This window comes from Halothiobacillus neapolitanus c2 (genome assembly GCF_000024765.1).
Taxonomy (GTDB): Bacteria; Pseudomonadota; Gammaproteobacteria; order Halothiobacillales; family Halothiobacillaceae; genus Halothiobacillus; species Halothiobacillus neapolitanus.
In genome coordinates, this window is sequence record NC_013422.1 from 2,466,279 (window position 1) to 2,484,017 (window position 17,739).

Here is a 17,739-nt window from a genome sequence, read left to right on the forward strand (position 1 = left end):
TTCGAATTCAGATGCAAACATCGCTAGGTGGCTGACTGCCGCCACCATTGCCATTGCCGTTATTGTTAGAACCACTCCCGCCACTTGATCCGCCACTGCCGCTGCTATTCCCGGAATTATTGCCCGATCTGTTGTTACCGCTACCCAAGCTATTGCCGTTATTCAAACTTCCACTACCGTTTTTGTTGCCTCCGCCAGTACCAGAGGGCAGCAGATTGGGATCACGAATCGGGGTCTGCATGAGTTCGGTGGCCTGGGCCTGAATATCGAGGCTATAGACGGGGTGTCCGGCGATAGCTGTTCGCGCCACATCCAGGTGACCGATCAGGCGATCAATCACAGGAACGATCAACGGGTATTGATAGGTCACTTTGATTTTGAGCAGGTTGGCATCTTGCACGGTCATGTGGCTTTTTGTGCCAATGGCACTGCCTCGAAAAGGCAGGCTGTCGTTGGGGATGGCGGCTACGCCATCGTATTGGGTTTCTTGCCAGTCGGTGAATGCCGCTTTGGTCGGGCTGATGATGGTGATTGCGGCTGACTGCCCCAACTGGATGTCCGCCTTGGCTTTGGCGTACGCTGCAACTACGGCACCACCACCGGTCTGATGGGCATAAAGCGGCATCAGGCCACGCGCGAGTCCGTCGATCATGGCGTTCTTTTGGGCAAAGTTCATTGCGCCACTGCGTGCGGCCATGAATGCCGCGTAATCCAGCGTGGTCTTTGCGCGGTACAGCAAAATGCCCTGGAATATCCCCAGTAAAAACAGACCGAATACGGGCAGGACGATCACGGCCTCTACCAGCCCCTGACCGCGTTGACGATGAAATAAAGTGAACGTGTTCATCATCAAGGTGCTCGCACAGAGCCGGGTGGCGGTGCTTCGATATCGGTGATGGGGGGCGCCACCGCGGTCGCTTGGTGGGTAGCACCCATGCTCGGGTCGTTGCCTTCGGCTTCGCGAGCAAGATGTGCGTTAGCTCAAAATAGTCGGACTGCGCTTGCACCATCGCCCGAACCCAGTATCGGCCCAAGGCCCTGACATCCGCTAGTGAGGGCCGCCAAGGCGGCGATGAATGCGGTTTTACGGAGGATTGTCTCGGTCGTCATGGCGTTTGCTTCGGGATTGCCGAGGGAGTCGGGGCTGGTGTTGCTGCTGGAGTCGAGGCTGGTGTTGGTGCTGGCGACGGGGCGGGCATGCGCTGAGCCACGCCGAGGGATGGCAGTGCGCCCGGTGGGGGTGGCATATATTGCGCCTTCCAATCACGCAGATTCTCCACCACCCTCGGCAGTAGTGGTTGTGGGATATAGCCGCCGTATTTTGGGATAGACAGTTTGTCGAGGTTTTCAACCGCCCATGTCATTTGCACCCCGTCGTTGAGCCAGATGAAATACAAGTGCAAATCCAGATTGCGTCTGTATGGGTAGTACTTGCTCATCGGCGAGGCTTCCACTTCTTTGACGACGCTCTCGGGTATTTGGCTGCGGACAGGAACGCGCGCCCAGTAGGTCGGCGGCTTTCTCACAATACGAAGGAATTCCTTTTTTTGCGCCTCGGTCATGGTGGTATCGGTACCCGGAGGCACCCACGACCAGTAGAGGTAGGCATATTCCGGCAGTTGGCGACTATCACCTGCCAAGCCCGCTGTCGCACCATCGTCAAACGGATCATTAAAGGGCTGGCAAGCCCCCCCCCTAGGCCACTATCAGAGTTCAAGATTCTTGTCGCGGGGGTAGTGAACTCTCCCATGATTTCAATATCGTGGCCATTATCGGCGTGACAGGAAAAGGATGTCTCATAGCCCGGGCCGGAGTCTGCGTCAGCGCCCGAACCCAGTATCGGCTCCAGGCCCTGACATCCGGTGGTGAGGGCCGCCAAGGCGGCAATGAATGCGGTTTTAGGGAGGATTGTCTCGGTCGTCATGGCGTTTGCTTCGGGATTGCTGGGGGAGTCGGGGCTGGTGTTGCAGCTGGAGTCGAGGCTGGTGTTGGTGCTGGCGCCGCGGCGGGCATGCGCTGAGCCACGCCGAGGGATGGCAGTGCGCCCGGTGGGGGTGGAACATATTGCGCGTTGTCTTCCTTGAGATTCTCCACCACCCTCGGCAGCAGTGGTTGCGGGATATAGCCGCCATATTGAACGGTGGAAAGTTTGTCGAAATTTTGTACCCGCCAACTCATCTGCACCCCTTCATTTGTCCAGATAAAGTACAGATGCAGTCTCAGTGCGGGCATATTGGGATGATCCTTGCGCATCGGCGAGGCTTCCACTTCTTTGACGACACTCTCAGGTATTTGGCTGCGGACAGGAACGCGCGCCCAGTAGGTCGGCGGCTTTCTCACAATACGAAGGAATTCCTTTTTTTGCGCCTCGGTCATGGTGGTATCGGTACCCGGAGGCACCCACGACCAGTAGAGGTAGGCATATTCCGGCAGTTGGCGACTATCACCTGCCAAGCCCGCTGTCTTACCATCATCAAACGGGTCATTCCAGGGTTGGCAACCACCTGACCCTACACCACTGTCAGCGTTCAAGGTTCGTGTCGCGGGAGTGGTGAATTCCCCCATATGCCAAATATCATGATCATGATCTGCATGGCAAGAAAAGGATGCCTCATAGCCCGGGCCGGAGTCTGCGTCAGCGCCCGAACCCAGTATCGGCCCCAGGCCCTGACATCCGGTGGTGAGGGCCGCCAAGGCGGCGATGAATGCGGTTTTAGAGGGAAAAGACCGGAGAAGCGGGATTAATTTCATGATTATTGGCACATCTGTTGGGTGGGTGAGGGATTGCTGGAGGTGATATCGACGCCAATACTCTTGAGCCAGGCGCCATAGGTCGTCATATCGACCATGCCGATGATCGATGCATCTTCAGGGCATGGCGGCAAGGTCTGGGTATACGGGGCACCACCATGAGGAGGGTGCACCGTTCTGTACCGGTGGTTCAGGGTGATGTAGGACGAGGTCCAGTCCTGAGTCACCTTGTCCGGGTTGCCCGTGCTGTTGATCCGGGCACTGGTTTCAGGAACCACACTGCCGTCACCGAACTGTATGGTTCGACCGCCGAAGTAGTAGATATGTGCGGTGACTTCATCGTGCAGGATGGGACTATTCACTTGAGTATGCGTGTTTGGTTTCAACTCCGTCACCCCTGCCGCCTTGGCCTGGTTGTACATCCAGGTATACGCGACATTGGAAAGATCGCCCTCAGGCTTGTCGTTTGTAGTCCCCGGGATGCCATAGCCGCCGCCAATATCCGAATGGCTACCGATAAACCCTTGTTCGATGCGGGTGGCACCGGGTGTCGTGCTGTTGGGTGTCGTCGGGGTGGGCATAATGGAATAGGCGTTGAAGTTCGTCGGGCCGCCGCGGTTTTCATTCAGGGCCAGGGCCTGAACGGCATACTGTACCTGATCGGGAATGGATAGGTTGAGCGACGCATTATCACCGCCTGTCCACCCCAGGTGCGGCACGGTTTCGAACAAGCCTTCAAAACGGAAGTTCAGGCAGGCGCTGTAATTCTCGCCCTCTTGAGTGAAACTGTATAAGCCATTGTTGGTTTGGGCGACGATCTGATTGACCCAAGCACGCGCTTCGGCCGCCCCCCGGCTGAAACCGACCACATCGATATTGAGCGTATCGGTTGGGTTGTGCCTAGCTATAAATGTGTTTAAGTCGGCAGTAGCGTAACTAAGTCGCTCAGTGAACCCGTCTCCACTTCTCGGATTGCCCCGATAGTTCTGATGTTTCTCGGGATAGGTGGTGCCGATGCCGGTTATGTAATACCTAGGATCAGCACTACTGAACTGATACGCATCATAAAAACGGTAGACGTTACTCGTGTCATTACCGGGAACCAGATGACCCGGGGCGCCATTGTTGGTGCCATCGAAGGCAAACAGCATCAATCCATAAGGATCGGTATATGCGATGGGATTGGCGGCCACATAGGCGTAGGCATTCAAGCCGCCGGCCAACCCCAGGGGATCGGGGCTGAGGTAGCGCCCCGTTGCCGGGTCGTAGTAGCGGTGGTCGTTGTAATAGAGGCCGCTTTCCTTATCCTGCCATTGCCCCGGGTTGCGCAGGGATAAGCTGAAATGATCTTTGACCAAGCTATCCGCAACATCAAGTTGCTGACCATAGGGGCCATAGTGCGCACGCCAGATGACCTGCGCCTGGGCATCGGTGGCGGCGATCGGGGCGCCTAGGTGGTTGTCGAGCAAATAGCTGATGCGGCCTGAACCGGTGTGAACAAGACTGCCGCCCCAGAGATAGCCGATGTACTGGTTGAGCTTATTGAATGTATCGGGCTCTTGATTACCCAATGGTTTTCTACCCTCCGGGTAGTCGACTACGGCGACCAGTTTGTCACCCAGCCAGAAGTACTGGCGCAGGATATGCCCGGCGGCATCCAGTTTTGCCTGACGGTGACGTTGCTGGTCGTAGAGGTACAGCGTTTCTTTGCTGTGGCCGGAACGGGAATCAACAATTTTGGCCACTCGTTCGCCCGTGGCGTTATAACGATATCGGGCAATTTCATGCGCTCCATTCCAGAGGCTTTGCAGCCGACCTTCTGCGTTCCAGCGGATTTGCAGCGAATCGATAGCTTGGATTTGCCCGTTGGCATCGTAGCCAGCACCCGCTAGACGCTGGCTGTTTGGCTGATAGCGAATGGTTTGGGTTGTTGCCGGTTGGCTTGCCGTGCTGTCTTGCTGCACGTACAGGCGATTGGCATTGCCGTCGAGCAGGTAGCGCCAACTTCTGGCGTCTTTGGGCGCTTGAGCAACCCATTTCTTACGGTGTGATGAACCACCGGAGCGGACAAGAACGGAACCGTGGCCGTATTGAGCTTCAATCAATTCATTATGCATATCATAGTGGTAACGGGATTGGGTTACATCGCCAACCAGACGGCCCTGATGTTGAACAGCCAGAATATTACCGAGATCGTCATAGAGATATCGCGCATCCCAGAGGGTGTTTGGCTCAACCGGAATGCCATAGGCGCCGGGCCAGGCGCTGTTCGTTTGGCTGCTTGCCGGTGGTTCGTCCGCTTTGACCGGGCTCACGAGCCAACCCAACCAGTGATCCCACGCCACTCGCCTGGAATCGCTACTGGCCGTTTGACTGGTTTGCCCCGGTTCGTCAGGCAAGCTGTAGACAATCCTCGCCAGAACACCCGCCTTGCTGCGTTGCCATTTGGCTTGAATGCCGTTGCCATAGGTGAGTGCAGCCAACCCACCCAGATCGCGTTTCAGGTGCGAAACAAGCGTTCGTGTGGGGCCAGATAGTCCATCGCGCCATTGCATGGACACAATCTGTCCCTGACCATCCCGAAGGTAGCGAAGCAGACTACCGTCGGGGAGTGTTTTTGTCGCCAGGCGCCCCTGCCGGTCATAAGCGTAGTTTGTCGTGGCCGTGATCTCGGTGCCTTGATGCGAATGCAGAACAACCGTTTTTGCCGTCAATTGCCCCCATTGGTTGTAGCCATATCGGGTGGTCTGTGCCGGATCAATGGTTTCAACCAGCCGGGTGCCGGTGTAACGGTAGGTCGTTGTCGACTCGGGAACAGCGTGACCAGTCCCTTGTGTGGTGTACTGACGAATCAGGCGACCGGCAACATCGTATTGGTAATGCCGAGCCTGCCCCAGCGCATTGGTTTTCCGGATCAGGCGATTATCGTCATCATAGCGGTAAGTAGTTTCGCCGCTGTTCGGGCTCGTTATGGCGACGATTCGGCCAAAATCATCTTTTAATGTGCGCGTAGTGACGGTGGGCGCCTGTTGATCTTTCAATGCAGGCATCACCGTAAGGGATTGTTCTGCATGATTCCGGCTGACGGACACGGTGCGCGCCAAGCGCGTATCTGCCGCGGTGGTAACTGAGACGGGGTGTAACGCGACATCGAATGCCAGCCGGGTGATCTGTCCGAGCGGGTTGATGACGGATTGAAGCTGTCCATTTTTCGTGTACTGAAGGCGATAAGTACTGCCGGTACCGTCGCTTACGAAGATCAGCCGTCCCCTGTCGTCGTAACCATAGCGCTCGGATTGTTCATGACCCGCTGTGCGAACGCTGCCACTCAACACATGGCCTTCCGTGTCGTAGCTGGCCTGTTTGAGCGTTCCGAGAGCCGTTGCCTGCCACAGTAGACGCCCTGCACTGTCGTACGCCATCCGATCCTGCGGCCGCTCTTGGCTGCCGTCCACTCTGGACACTTGAATCAAACGATTTTGAGCGTCGTATTGGAACGACCAACCTTGCCCTCCGCCCGCGACTTGACGAAGCACTTTTTCGGGGCGGCCGAAATAGTTGTCGTCGATGTGCATCGTTATCCCGTCCGGATCAGTCACGGCGCTTATACGACCCGCGGCGTCGTAGGTATAGCGTGCAACCAATTGGAGCGGACTGGTGAGTTTTACGACATGGGAACCGCCCCTATCCCATTCAAACTGCGTAATATCCGAATCTACGGGGGATTGGGTCGGACCATCGGGCAAGGGGCCGTCGATCTGTGTGAGCAGGCTATGACCCTTGATGGTTTGGTAGGTATAGGTCGTGGTGCGGGTCAGCGCCGTTGGCTGAGGACGGCCCTTGGCGTCAATCGGACTAAACCCCGATTCGGTGACCTCGGTTGGCTGGCCTTCTGTGTTGTAGGTGATGTGGGTGATGAATTCCTTGTCCGGCACGACACTAGCTGGATGTCTACTTTGGCTTTGAACTTGGGGTTTCACGCCCGTTTGAGTTTGATTAGTACAAGACTTATTTATCACCGTTTATGCGAAGGCTCAGGGGCGTGTCCGAGCTCGTGGACGGCCGTTCGGATGGAAGTAGCATCCATGAGGCCCGTGAAGCGGTAATACTTTTTGCCCGGTTCGAGCTCAAAACCCAGCGTGGGGGTAGCAATCTGACCGAGAATCCGTTCGGCTTCTCGGGTGTTCGACTGCACTGCTCGCAGTGCCCATGAGGGGATGTGCGATGGTATCGGATAACCGCCTTTGTGGCTCTTTTGATCGTACGCCCGCTCATTTTGCAGCAGTGCTTGTGCAGGATGAGCCGCCGTCAACAGGGCGGCTGCTCGGCTCAGGCTGTCTTTGTCGAAATAGGCAATCGGAATCCAATGAATACGCACCGAGTCGAGGTAAGGTATTAATTGTTCCCATTGCTGGGCACAAACTGGGCAGTTGGGGTCAAAATAAACCAGCATGTGCTTGGGGCTGTCCGCCGGTCCGGTGTCGATCCCCGGTAGTTTCATCGACCGTTCCCAGAAACTTTGCATCGCGGCCCAGTTTACGTGCTCGTCGGGACTGGGCCAAACCTGGGTTTCGCTCTTGGCCGGTGTGGAGGCATCAGGTTCGGCCGACGGAATATTCGTCTCAGTGCCTTCTGGTAATCCGGACAAAACATCCAAGAACGGATTCAGTGGCTGGGCGATACTGGTTTTTGGCCCGACAATTGTCAGTCGGGGATTTAATGTGCAGGTGTCGGATATTTTGCGATAATTCGTGGTGTCTGCAGCAGGATCGGGCGGTTGACCTGGATCTCGAATAGTAACTATATATTCATTTGGTTTATTATATTCTCCTTTAACCAACAATGGGCCGGATGTTTTTATTCCGCTCCTTTCACTAGTTTGACTGCATGCTAATTTGGCTGAAAATCCATGCGCCTGTGCGGCGTATTTCAATATTTTGCATTCCCCCACCCACCTATAATCGCCCGTCGAACCGGAAGATGCAATTTCTGCAGCAAGGCGAATCGGATCAGGGGCCTGATTACCTTTGGGTACGCAGTAAAAAGATCCATCGACATCGTCTAGTTTTGAAGAATATCCTGGCGTTACGACAACCCATTTACCTGGCGGGATAAAATCATTTTTAGATGCATGCTTCGTGGCCGCGTAACAATTCGAAAATGCGGCCGAAGCGAAAAGTAGATTTACCGTTACTAAACGAATTCGCATATTCATTTGCACAACTCTCCCTGGGCAAGTCCGCTGTTTTCAAATTCAACCCTATTCACTGGAAGATGGTTGTTATTGCCACGTCTGGTATTCGATTTGATGGCAGCTTCGAAATCCCCAGCTTTGATATAAGCTGCGATATGATAGCTTTTATATAATCCGCCATTGTATATTAAATCAACCAGCCCATCGAACTCGTTTTGCGTGACATGGGTGATATGTGCATTGGCAAACAAGTTTCTTGCTCTATTCTCTGCCCACGCAATATCCTCTTTTTCCCATGATGTGATCTGCGCTTGACTGATGCTGGCGCCCGGGAAGGCTTTGGGGCTTTTCCACCAAGTGTTCTTGACGCAGGCATCGGTCGCTTGCGGGGTCTTCTGTTTTCCCGGCGCTGCCAGATTGGCGGGGCACTGGCCATGCTGGACAAGATGCCCCACACCTGCAGTGCAATTGCACTTACTGTCGTTATAGTACTGGGGCACATAGCCCTCGAACGTTGGGAGCATGGCGTTAAGATAGTTTACGGAGACCGACATCTCTGCTATCGGCGGGCATATAACACAATTGTTTTGCGCTTCAAAATCCTCGATAACCTGCGCCTGAGTTTTGCCTGGAGGTATCGCGAGACAAGCATTCGCACAAGCCTTTTTCGGCTTACCTCTGGGACTCGCCAAGGGTGAAATGAGTACGTGTGATGTAGTTATCTGCCCCGGTTGATTGAGTGGTTGATAAGGCGGTAACGTCGAGTCCGGTGTATTCGGCGGGTTGGTAATGGATTGTGATTGGCTGGATCCCGAGTTACACCCCACCAGCACCAAGATAAGAACTACGGCAACTTTATGAGGCGCTTTCCCTTTATCTATTGAAACGTTCCTTTTCATAACCTTAGCATTCCTTTGCTGGTATTCATCAAATACAGATATGGTCGGGTGGTGACGGTACGGGTGACGGCGCTGGATTAGGTGTTGGCGCTGGATTAGGTGTTGGCGCTGGTGTAGGTAATGGCGTGGGCGCTGGTGTCGGAGCCGGATTCCCGCCGCCCGACGTGCCGCCGCCATTGCCACCCGTGCCGGAAGGCAACAGATTGGGATCGTGAATCGGGGTCTGCATGAGCTCGGTGGCCTGCGCCTGAATATCGAGGCTATAGACGGGGTGCCCGGCGATAGCTGTTCGCGCCACGTCCAGGTGACCGATCAGGCGATCAATCACAGGAACGATCAACGGGTATTGATAGGTCACTTTGATTTTGAGCAGGTTGGCATCTTGCACGGTCATGTGGCTTTTTGCGCCGATGGCACTGCCTCGAAAAGGCAGGCTGTCGTTGGGAATGGCGGCCACGCCATCGTATTGGGTTTCTTGCCAGTCGGTGAATGCCGCTTTGGTCGGGCTGATGATGGTGATTGCGGCTGACTGCCCCAACTGGATGTCCGCCTTGGCTTTGGTGTACGCTGCAACTACGGCACCACCACCGGTCTGATGGGCATAAAGCGGCATCAGGCCACGCGCGAGTCCGTCGATCATGGCGTTCTTTTGGGCAAAGTTCATTGCGCCACTGCGTGCGGCCATGAATGCGGCGTAATCCAGCGTGGTCTTTGCGCGGTACAGCAAAATGCCCTGGAATATCCCCAGTAAAAACAGACCGAATACGGGCAGGACGATCACGGCCTCTATAAGCCCTTGACCGCGCTGGCGATAAAAACGCGCGTTGCTCTAAGGTTTGTAGGGTGTCAACTTCGGCTGCTTGGACTTGGGTTGTTTCAAAGACTGCACGATGGTCTCAAGTGTTGAGAGGTGGTTTTGAGGAAATCCCATAAAGCGAATGCGTTTGCCATTGGCGGTTTGGAAGACGAGCATGGGCGTCCCGCCGCCAAGATCCTTCCACAGTGCGCGGGATTCTGCGATGTGGCGCGATTCTGCACGGGTTGGTTGTACCGGGGTGATGCCGCCCGATTCTTTTGTGACGTTGTATCCTGCGCCAAAGTTGCGCTCCAGTGCGGCTCGATCCCCTTGGCGCAAAATGGCCGCCGCCTTGCCGAGGCTGTCGGCCGAGTAATAGGCCACGGGAATCCATACGGCAGGTACGTCGCCGAAGGGTTTGCCCGAAACCCGGCTTTGCCATAATTGCGCACAGGGTGGGCAGTTCGGATCAAAGAACACGTACAAGGCCGGTGCCTTATTCCCCGCTTGGGTGGCTACGCCACTTAGGGCCTTTACCTGATGCCATTCAGTTGCGCTGATCGCCCCGGGATCTAGTCTGGCGCACCTTGGCGCACCATCGGTACCCAGTTTCGCCCTGCCATTAGCGCAGGGATTGCCTTCGGCTTCCCGCTGCTTCAAGAAGGCATCGAGTTTTGCCTGGTTAGCATCTTTTTTGGTCTGCGGCTCTGACGAACCGGATGGGGGCGGTGCTATACCATTGTGATCTTTCGGCACCACGCCGCGTTCAGCAAGCAGTTGCAGCAATTCGGCTATGGTTTGGTAATCATCAGGCGCTCTCTTGCGCTGTTCTTCCGAGGTTAACTGGCTATACTCGTACCAAAGATCGGCATATCGTTGCAAACGCACCTTGTTGTCCGGGCTGTGCCGAATAAGGTATATCGCTATTTCAGCCTTAGATACATCCAGCGGGGTTAATCCGCAGACGGGACACCCCGGAATGGGGTGTCTGATGAAGTAGACATTCGCCCCACGGGTCACGAGCAGTTTCACATTTTCAAAGCGATCCATTTGTGCTGCATTGAACAAAGGCGACTCATAGGCGACCCGATTGTTGATGTGGTCAAAAACCTTCATAACCTTGGGATTGCCACCATGATCCAGCAGCAAAGGAAGAATTTTAGGATCGCTGCCCCCTGCGGCGAGGTACACCGCCGTCTCGCCGCCCGCCATCGGTAGATTGGGATTGGCCCCTTGCTCGAGCAAGGCACTAATCCCCGCATAGTTATGGCAACTCATGGCCCAAATCAATGGGGTAATCCGCTGCGTGCCTTGGCCATTGACATCCGCACCGGCTTGCACCAATGGTTTGACCCTGGTAGCCGCGCCGTCGCAGGCCGCGTTTGCCAGCTCGGCCACCTTGGAATCAGAAAATACCGATGCCGCACTACGCCCGTTCAGACGAAAGGGTTCACCGGTCTGATCACTGGCCTGAGCTGTATTTTTCATCATGCTTGCCGACCAGACTGTGTTCGTGATACTTGTGCCTGAGGATGCGCCACCACAGGCCGTGATTGTTAGCGCAAGGGTAGCGGCACCAAGCACCGACAGGCATTTACCCAGAGTAGACAGAAATTTGAAGTGCATAAAAAACCTCAGTGACAGAGTAATTGAGATAGTTGGTAATTCAAGCCGAAAATGACGTGATCCATCGAGTGATACCCTCCCTCCCGTATGATATCCGACAGGCAGGTGCCGGTTTTCGGCTGAGCCAGTTGCTCCGAGTTGGTTTTACCTGGCCTGTTTTGGAAGGAATCAAGACTATCTGGGTTATCTGTATAGTAACCGGCATCCCAGGTTGTTAGTGGGATTGCATTTTGATTGCCCATGGCCCTGGGTAGTGGCACCGACATCGCCTGATCTTTATCTGGCGCACCTGCGAGGTGTGCCAGATAACTCAAAATCAAATTGGTTCTGATGGGTTCGTTCTTTAAAGCACAGGCCAAAGCATCTTTGAGATTTTTCCCCTGTATCTGGTTGAGAACTTCACCCTCCGTATAGAAATTATCGATGTGTTTGGCTTGTTTATTCTCTTTATTATTTCTTGCCAAAGTACTATTCGACACGCCTCCTGCATCGAAGGTCATTGCCGTTCCGCCGATAATGGTGGCTTCCAGCGCCGCCAACCCTCCGCCCAGCGAATGGCCTGTGAAAACAACATTGCGACTTTTTGCGAGAGCAATATTGTTGGCAAGATTCGTCGCGTCGGTGTCAAATTGAGTCGTTGGGTAACCCAGAGCTTGTTTTACATCGGTGATCACGGAGTTATCACCTGCAAAAAGATTCAATGCCTGGTCGAAAACCGTGCCCCGATTGGCAACGATATATTGCTTTGTGTTTTGGTTGTAATATACGGATGCAAAAAATTTACTCTTTTCATCTACTAGATCATCTGGTGATAGGTGTAAGCCTGCCAGTTTAGCTGCGTCATTGTTTGGGATGCGTTCAATCCCTTTGGGCAAATAGCCTTGCGGGCTATCTGAATAAACATCGTTGGAGATCAGTGCATTGGTCATCTGATTGATGAGCGTGTCGATCTGAGGCTTTTGGCTGGCACATGAGGCCGATTGCTTGGGGTCCGCTAAACCGGCGTTGATCTTGTCTAGCCGTTGCTTGATTTGCAAAAGAGTGTAGCCCTCGCGTACCTCCTCTTGACCGCAAACATTGGATGCAATCTGGCAAGATTTTGATGTGCAATTGTTTTCCTGCCAAAACTCATCACGATCTGCTTTGCTCGTAAAACAGAGGTGGGTGGAACATAGATCTGGATTCGCTTGAATATTTGCAGCGTCTTGGTTTGCCTCTGCCAAATAGGGAGTCGGCATGACGAATAGGATCAGCGTGACCCAAAAAATTAACTGGTAACGTAGATAGGTGAATTTAAATTTCATCATCTCAAGTGTCCTTACTTTTGAGAGCCCAGCTAGATACAAACATGCCCAGGCGGCGGCGTTGGTGACGGCGTTGGATTTGGTGACGGCGTTGGATTTGGTGTTGGTGCTGGATTAGGCGTCGGTGTTGGTGCTGGATTCCCGCCGCCCGACGTGCCGCCGCCATTACCACTCGTGCCATCCGGCAACAGATTGGGATCGTGAATCGGGGTCTGCATGAGCTCGGTGGCCTGCGCCTGAATATCGAGGCTATAGACGGGGTGTCCGGCGATAGCCGTTCGCGCCACGTCCAAGTGGCCGATCAGGCGATCAATCACGGGGACGATCAAAGGGTATTGATAGGTCACTTTGATTTTGAGCAGGTTGGCATCTTGCACCGTCATGTGGCTTTTTGTGCCAATGGCACTGCCTCGGAAAGGCAGGCTGTCGTTGGGAATGGCGGCCACGCCATCGTATTGGGTTTCTTGCCAGTCGGTGAATGCCGCTTTGGTCGGGCTGATGATGGTGATTGCGGTTGACTGCCCCAACTGGATGTCCGCCTTGGCTTTGGTGTACGCTGCAACTACGGCACTACCACCGGTCTGATGGGCATAAAGCGGCATCAGTCCACGCGCGAGTCCATCGATCATGGCGTTCTTTTGGGCAAAGTTCATTGCGCCACTGCGGGCGGCCATGAATGCCGCGTAATCCAGCGTAGTCTTTGCGTGGTACAACAAAATGCCCTGGAATATCCCCAGTAAAAACAGGCCGAATACGGGCAGGACGATCACGGCCTCTACCAGCCCCTGACCGCGCTGGCGATGAATTAAGGTGCGCGTGTTCATCATCAAGGTGCTCGAACAGCGCCGGGTGGCGGTGCTTCGATATCGGTGACGGGGGGCGGCGGGTATGCGATTTGTTTTGATGCGGGTGGACTTGACGGATGAATGAGCGCTTCAAGCGCTTGCCCCATATTCAGGCTCGCGCGTTGTACCTCTGGATCGGCTTTGGCGTGGCGTGCACTTTGAATGAACGCGGCCTGCGATTGCTGCATCAGCACAACACCGAGGTTGTGCCAGGCTTTGGCATGGGTCGCATCGTGCGCTAACACGTGACGATATGCGTTCACAGCCAATTCCAATTGCCCGGCCCGTGCGTAGGTATTAGCAAGATGGAACCAATTGGACTCATCTCCCGGCAAGACACGAGTGAGCTCAAGATAGTCGGACTGTGCCTGTGTCAAATCTCCTTCGTTATAGTTGGTTTGTGCCTGCTGCTGCAGCCTCATTACCTCCGAAAGCTCTTTATGCGGCTGCGTGGCGCAGGCAGAAAGAAGCAGGCTGGTTATCAGAATGGGAATGATCGTATCGAATTTTATGTGCTGCGCCATTGCCATGTCTCTCCTTGTTCCGGGTTCAGCCAATTGAGGCTGCCTGCTGCAAATTCAACGGTTTGGTATGCACCCGTGCAGTGGCGCATGTGCCAGGGTTCCAGCCGCTCAAACCAGTCGATGATTTGTCCTTTTCGATCTAAAAAAACAATGTCCAAGGCATAGGCCATTCCAAATGTATGGACTCCCCCGCAGGGAACGAGCCACAGCGCCTGGCTGCCGCGTTCTGTCAAGGGCGGGCGACCAAGAAGCCCGCGCAGCCGGCTCCACGGTTGATCCGCACGCCAAGCCATGGGCACGATCGGTTGCTCATGACGATAAATCACACCGGCTTTCACAGGATGCCTTCCTGAATCATCCGCAAGTAGATGAAGTAGGCGAGAAACAAGAAAATCAGCGGAAAGAAGAACATGACGAGCGGTAGCATCATCTTGACGGGCGCTTCCAGTGCCAGTTTTTCGGCACGTAAAAAACGTTCTTCCCGTCGCTGATCGGCTTGTACCCGCAAGCTGGCACCGAGACTGGCACCGACGCGATCGGCTTGAATCAAGGTGCCGGTAAAACTGGATATTTGTGGCATATCCATACGTTCGGCCATGCGTTTCAGTGCTTCCGCACGAGCAAGTCCTGAGCGCATATCGCGCAATAAACGGCGGAACTCTTGTGCCAACGGCCCCTTCGGGCCCTTCAAGGTCGCCTGTTCAATGCCACCGGTGATATTGAGCCCCGCTTCGACCGCCATGACGATGAAATCGAGAAAAACCGGTAGATCCTTGATGACTAACCGCTGACGATGCTTGCGACGCTCTGTCAGCCATAGGCTCGGGTACAACCAGCCCAGTACGGCGCCGAGAACCAGCGTCATCGCAAATAACGAAGCACTCTGCTTATGGAGCATCGCCAGGATCAGCCAGAAAAATGCAACAACAATCCCCGCTCCGACGACCCGCAAACCATAGAGTTGCTCCGGATTCAGCACGAAATCCTGCCCAGCGGTTTGCAGCGTGTGGTGCGCCTTTTCCAATTTATCCGGTGATAATCTGGGCGCCAGAACAAAGGTGGCGGCATTCACCAACGGCCATATCAGACGCAACCCCAGCGGCAGCGGATCCTGATAGTTTCGATCCGCCTCCGGCACATCGCGCAGGAAACCTGTCAATGCCCAGAACAGCATCCCGACCGAACCGGCGATAAGCACACCGACCAGAATAATGATGAGATTCGTATTCATATGTCGATGGTCACGATCTTGAGGCTCATCCGATAGCCGAGATATTCCATCACGACGGCCACGGCGATGATCCCCCAGCCCAATGGGGTGTGATAAAGGTCGTGCATGGTGTCGGGATAGGCGAGCGTGAGAAAAGTGAGTAACCCGACCGGCATCAATGCCATGACGATCCCCTGAAGACGACCTTGCGCAGTCAGTGACTTGACCTTGCCTTCCATGATCAGACGACGACGGAGCGTACTCGCGAGCGATGTCAGGCTTTCTGCCAAGTTGCCGCCAACTTCACGGGAAATATTCACGGCAGAGACAAACAAGGTAACGTCCTGAACAGGCACACGGTCGTTAAAATGCAGCAAGGCATCTTCCAGCTTCACCCCCATGCGCTGCTCGCGGAGCACCAGCGCGAATTCCTGCGCCAATGGCGGGTCGGTATCACGCGCCAGGCTTTCGAGTGCTGCGGTAAAACCGAGCCCCGCCCGCATGCTGCCAGACACCATCATCAAGCCATCGGGCAGTTGTTGCTGGATCTTGTCGATCCGGCGTTGCTTCAACCATGCGTAGAATTTTTTCGGAAAAATCGCGATGACTACGATGGCGATCACGACCAGAAGCGGATTGTCGGTAGTCAGCCACAACAACAGCGGCACCGCGAGCAATGCCACAAGATTTACCCGCCAGAGATGAGCCGCATCCAGAAAAAGAAACATGTCGGCCAGGCTGTAACTGGCCTGCTCAGTAAACTGTTGCTTATATTTTCCCCAGAAGATCACCCCGTTTCGCACCAGCACAAAGCCCAACAGGGTGATGCTGAAGAAAATGACAAAGATGAGGGGCAAAAGCGCAGAAGTCATGCTACGGCCTGCTCTTTGAGTGTGAAGATGGACAGATCAACCGACACACCGCGTTCCGCCAACTCCTCGTAGAACTCGGGGACTGCGCCCGTCGCCGAGAAACTTCCCCTGACTTTGCCCCCTGCACCACCCTGCTCTCGCCCACGGAAGACAAAAATATCTTGAGTCTGAATCGTTCCACTTTCGAGCCCCGTCACCTCACAAATATGCGTGATTTTTCGTGACCCACAAGGAAACCGGCGCTGATGAATAATCAGATCAATGGCCGATGCAATCTGTTCTCGCACGACGGAAATGGGCAAATCCATACTCGACATCAGAACCATGACTTCAAGACGGGAAAGTGCATCGCGAGGGGTGTTGGCATGAGCGGTCGTCAGCGATCCTTCGTGGCCGGTATTCATGGCCTGAAGCATATCCAGCGCCTCTCCGCCCCGGCATTCACCCACTACGATTCGATCCGGGCGCATACGCAGGCTGTTGCGAACCAAATCACGGATGGCTATTTGCCCTTTGCCTTCAAGATTGGCGGGGCGCGCTTCCATCGAAACCAGATTGGGCTGCGTCAGTTTCAGTTCCGCCGCATCTTCAATCGTAACGATACGCTCATGATCGGGAATGAAATTGGACAGGATATTGAGCAGGGTCGTTTTACCTGAACCCGTACCCCCCGTAACGACAATGTTCTTTTTTTCCCGCACGGCGACTTCGATGAATTCAAGCATTTCGGCATTGCAGGAGCCAAAATCTAATAGATCCTGCCCCGTCATCTTTCGCTTGCTGAATTTACGAATACTCAGGCTCGGCCCGCGGAGCGCCACGGGCGGAATCACGGCATTAACCCGGGAGCCGTCCAACAGTCGGGCATCGACCATCGGTGAGCTTTCATCGATACGACGCCCCAGTGGTGCAACGATCCGCTCGATGACGGAAAGCACAGCTTTGTCGCTTGTGAAAATCACCGGCGAGCGCTCGATACGCCCGGCCCGTTCCACAAAGATTTCATCGGCCCTATTGACCATGATTTCGGTCACGCTGTCATCAGAAATCAGATCTTCCAGCGGCCCTAGCCCAATGGCTTCGTCCAACACCTCTTTTGCCAAACGGGAACGATCAATACTGGCAGGAAGATCAGAGAATTCGCGCTGGATGATTTCGTCAATCAAAGCGCCTGTCTTCGCGCGCAACTCGTCATCGCTCATGCCATGCACATCAACCCGCCGAAGATCCATCTGTTTGACCAGCGCAGAATGCACGCGTTGCCGCCATAACAGCATGTCCGTGTTTTGACTCAGGATCGACGCCGCAGCGTGTGCGGCACGGGCATTGTCAGCTTCTGCTTCGGCGGACACAGGTTGCGGCACCATGACATGAGAATGGCTAACCGCGGCTGGCTCGGGCCCGGAGGCCGACTCAGTAGCCACCCGCAATCGATAATCCCCGATGAGCACCGTGTCGTCTCTGTGCAATGGACCGTGCCTGTCTTTGACACGATCACCGTTCACCGATACGGGCGCACGGCCACTCAACACCTCGATATGAACCCCATCGTGCGCCGCACGAATCAGCGCATGCTCGCGCGCGATATTCCAACCCTGAAGCATGATCAGGTTGTCTTCGCCACGCCCGATGCCACAACTATCATTCAGACAACGCACCTGTCTTGGGTCGCGTTTGGATGTTTCCACCGTTACAACGAACATATTTCCTCTCCTTGG

15 protein-coding genes are annotated in these 17,739 nt (G+C 54.7%); all 15 read right to left on the bottom strand.

The genetic code is table 11. From position 1 onward, the window contains the following. Positions 1-7: 7 nt before the first annotated feature. Positions 8-850 carry a TadE family protein gene (locus HNEAP_RS11430; protein ID WP_012825135.1) on the bottom strand — a complete coding sequence of 281 codons (843 nt, stop codon included), beginning with the start codon at positions 848-850 and terminating at the stop codon, positions 8-10. 256 nt (positions 851-1,106) lie between these two features. Beyond that, positions 1,107-1,640, bottom strand: a complete 534-nt coding sequence (locus tag HNEAP_RS11435) for a hypothetical protein (protein ID WP_155802526.1) — start codon at positions 1,638-1,640, stop codon at positions 1,107-1,109. A gap of 280 nt (positions 1,641-1,920) precedes the next feature. Then, positions 1,921-2,751, bottom strand: coding sequence for a hypothetical protein (locus tag HNEAP_RS11445; protein WP_012825138.1), 831 nt, complete (start codon positions 2,749-2,751; stop codon positions 1,921-1,923). 2 nt (positions 2,752-2,753) lie between these two features. Further along, positions 2,754-6,731, bottom strand: a complete 3,978-nt coding sequence (locus HNEAP_RS11450; RefSeq protein WP_166636024.1) for an RHS repeat-associated core domain-containing protein — start codon at positions 6,729-6,731, stop codon at positions 2,754-2,756. Between the two features lie 35 nt (positions 6,732-6,766). Further along, the gene (locus HNEAP_RS12760; RefSeq protein ID WP_012825140.1) at positions 6,767-7,966 is read right to left on the bottom strand and encodes a hypothetical protein; all 1,200 of its coding nucleotides are present in this window, start codon (positions 7,964-7,966) and stop codon (positions 6,767-6,769) included. Then, positions 7,963-8,844, bottom strand: coding sequence for a lysozyme (locus tag HNEAP_RS11460; protein ID WP_012825141.1), 882 nt, complete (start codon positions 8,842-8,844; stop codon positions 7,963-7,965). The genes HNEAP_RS12760 and HNEAP_RS11460 overlap by 4 nt, the downstream gene beginning before the upstream one ends. Before the next feature lie 28 nt (positions 8,845-8,872). Next, positions 8,873-9,634: a TadE family protein gene (locus tag HNEAP_RS11465; RefSeq protein ID WP_081441166.1), complete on the bottom strand. Its 762-nt coding sequence runs from the start codon at positions 9,632-9,634 to the stop codon at positions 8,873-8,875. A 39-nt stretch (positions 9,635-9,673) separates the two neighbouring features. Beyond that, positions 9,674-11,266: an ankyrin repeat domain-containing protein gene (locus HNEAP_RS12405; RefSeq protein WP_012825143.1), complete on the bottom strand. Its 1,593-nt coding sequence runs from the start codon at positions 11,264-11,266 to the stop codon at positions 9,674-9,676. An 8-nt stretch (positions 11,267-11,274) separates the two neighbouring features. Then, on the bottom strand, positions 11,275-12,573 hold the full coding sequence (locus HNEAP_RS11475) for a lipase family protein (protein WP_012825144.1): 1,299 nt from the start codon (positions 12,571-12,573) through the stop codon (positions 11,275-11,277). A gap of 29 nt (positions 12,574-12,602) precedes the next feature. Beyond that, complete coding sequence (locus HNEAP_RS11480; RefSeq protein ID WP_012825145.1) at positions 12,603-13,397, bottom strand: TadE family protein; 795 nt, start codon at positions 13,395-13,397, stop codon at positions 12,603-12,605. Continuing rightward, positions 13,397-13,939, bottom strand: coding sequence for a tetratricopeptide repeat protein (locus HNEAP_RS11485; protein ID WP_012825146.1), 543 nt, complete (start codon positions 13,937-13,939; stop codon positions 13,397-13,399). Before HNEAP_RS11485 ends, HNEAP_RS11480 begins: the two co-directional genes overlap by 1 nt. Further along, on the bottom strand, positions 13,924-14,277 hold the full coding sequence (locus HNEAP_RS11490; protein WP_012825147.1) for a DUF192 domain-containing protein: 354 nt from the start codon (positions 14,275-14,277) through the stop codon (positions 13,924-13,926). The genes HNEAP_RS11485 and HNEAP_RS11490 overlap by 16 nt, the downstream gene beginning before the upstream one ends. Beyond that, complete coding sequence (locus HNEAP_RS11495) at positions 14,274-15,170, bottom strand: type II secretion system F family protein (protein ID WP_012825148.1); 897 nt, start codon at positions 15,168-15,170, stop codon at positions 14,274-14,276. The genes HNEAP_RS11490 and HNEAP_RS11495 overlap by 4 nt, the downstream gene beginning before the upstream one ends. Continuing rightward, a complete protein-coding gene (locus HNEAP_RS11500; protein ID WP_012825149.1) occupies positions 15,167-16,021 on the bottom strand; it encodes a type II secretion system F family protein in 855 nt (284 codons plus the stop codon). The genes HNEAP_RS11495 and HNEAP_RS11500 overlap by 4 nt, the downstream gene beginning before the upstream one ends. After that, positions 16,018-17,724, bottom strand: coding sequence for a TadA family conjugal transfer-associated ATPase (locus tag HNEAP_RS11505; protein ID WP_012825150.1), 1,707 nt, complete (start codon positions 17,722-17,724; stop codon positions 16,018-16,020). Before HNEAP_RS11505 ends, HNEAP_RS11500 begins: the two co-directional genes overlap by 4 nt. Positions 17,725-17,739 lie beyond the last annotated feature (15 nt).

Excerpts from the sequence above, each read along its gene's own strand:
- HNEAP_RS12760 (WP_012825140.1), bottom strand. The coding sequence starts at position 7,966 with ATGAATATGCGAATTCGTTTAGTAACGGTAAATCTACTTTTCGCTTCG.
- HNEAP_RS11505 (WP_012825150.1), bottom strand. The coding sequence starts at position 17,724 with ATGTTCGTTGTAACGGTGGAAACATCCAAACGCGACCCAAGACAGGTG.
- HNEAP_RS11445 (WP_012825138.1), bottom strand. The coding sequence starts at position 2,751 with ATGAAATTAATCCCGCTTCTCCGGTCTTTTCCCTCTAAAACCGCATTC.
- HNEAP_RS11460 (WP_012825141.1), bottom strand. The coding sequence starts at position 8,844 with ATGAAAAGGAACGTTTCAATAGATAAAGGGAAAGCGCCTCATAAAGTT.
- HNEAP_RS11485 (WP_012825146.1), bottom strand. The coding sequence starts at position 13,939 with ATGGCGCAGCACATAAAATTCGATACGATCATTCCCATTCTGATAACC.
- HNEAP_RS11430 (WP_012825135.1), bottom strand. The coding sequence starts at position 850 with ATGATGAACACGTTCACTTTATTTCATCGTCAACGCGGTCAGGGGCTG.
- HNEAP_RS11475 (WP_012825144.1), bottom strand. The coding sequence starts at position 12,573 with ATGATGAAATTTAAATTCACCTATCTACGTTACCAGTTAATTTTTTGG.
- HNEAP_RS11495 (WP_012825148.1), bottom strand. The coding sequence starts at position 15,170 with ATGAATACGAATCTCATCATTATTCTGGTCGGTGTGCTTATCGCCGGT.
- HNEAP_RS12405 (WP_012825143.1), bottom strand. The coding sequence starts at position 11,266 with ATGCACTTCAAATTTCTGTCTACTCTGGGTAAATGCCTGTCGGTGCTT.
- HNEAP_RS11500 (WP_012825149.1), bottom strand. The coding sequence starts at position 16,021 with ATGACTTCTGCGCTTTTGCCCCTCATCTTTGTCATTTTCTTCAGCATC.
- HNEAP_RS11480 (WP_012825145.1), bottom strand. The coding sequence starts at position 13,397 with ATGATGAACACGCGCACCTTAATTCATCGCCAGCGCGGTCAGGGGCTG.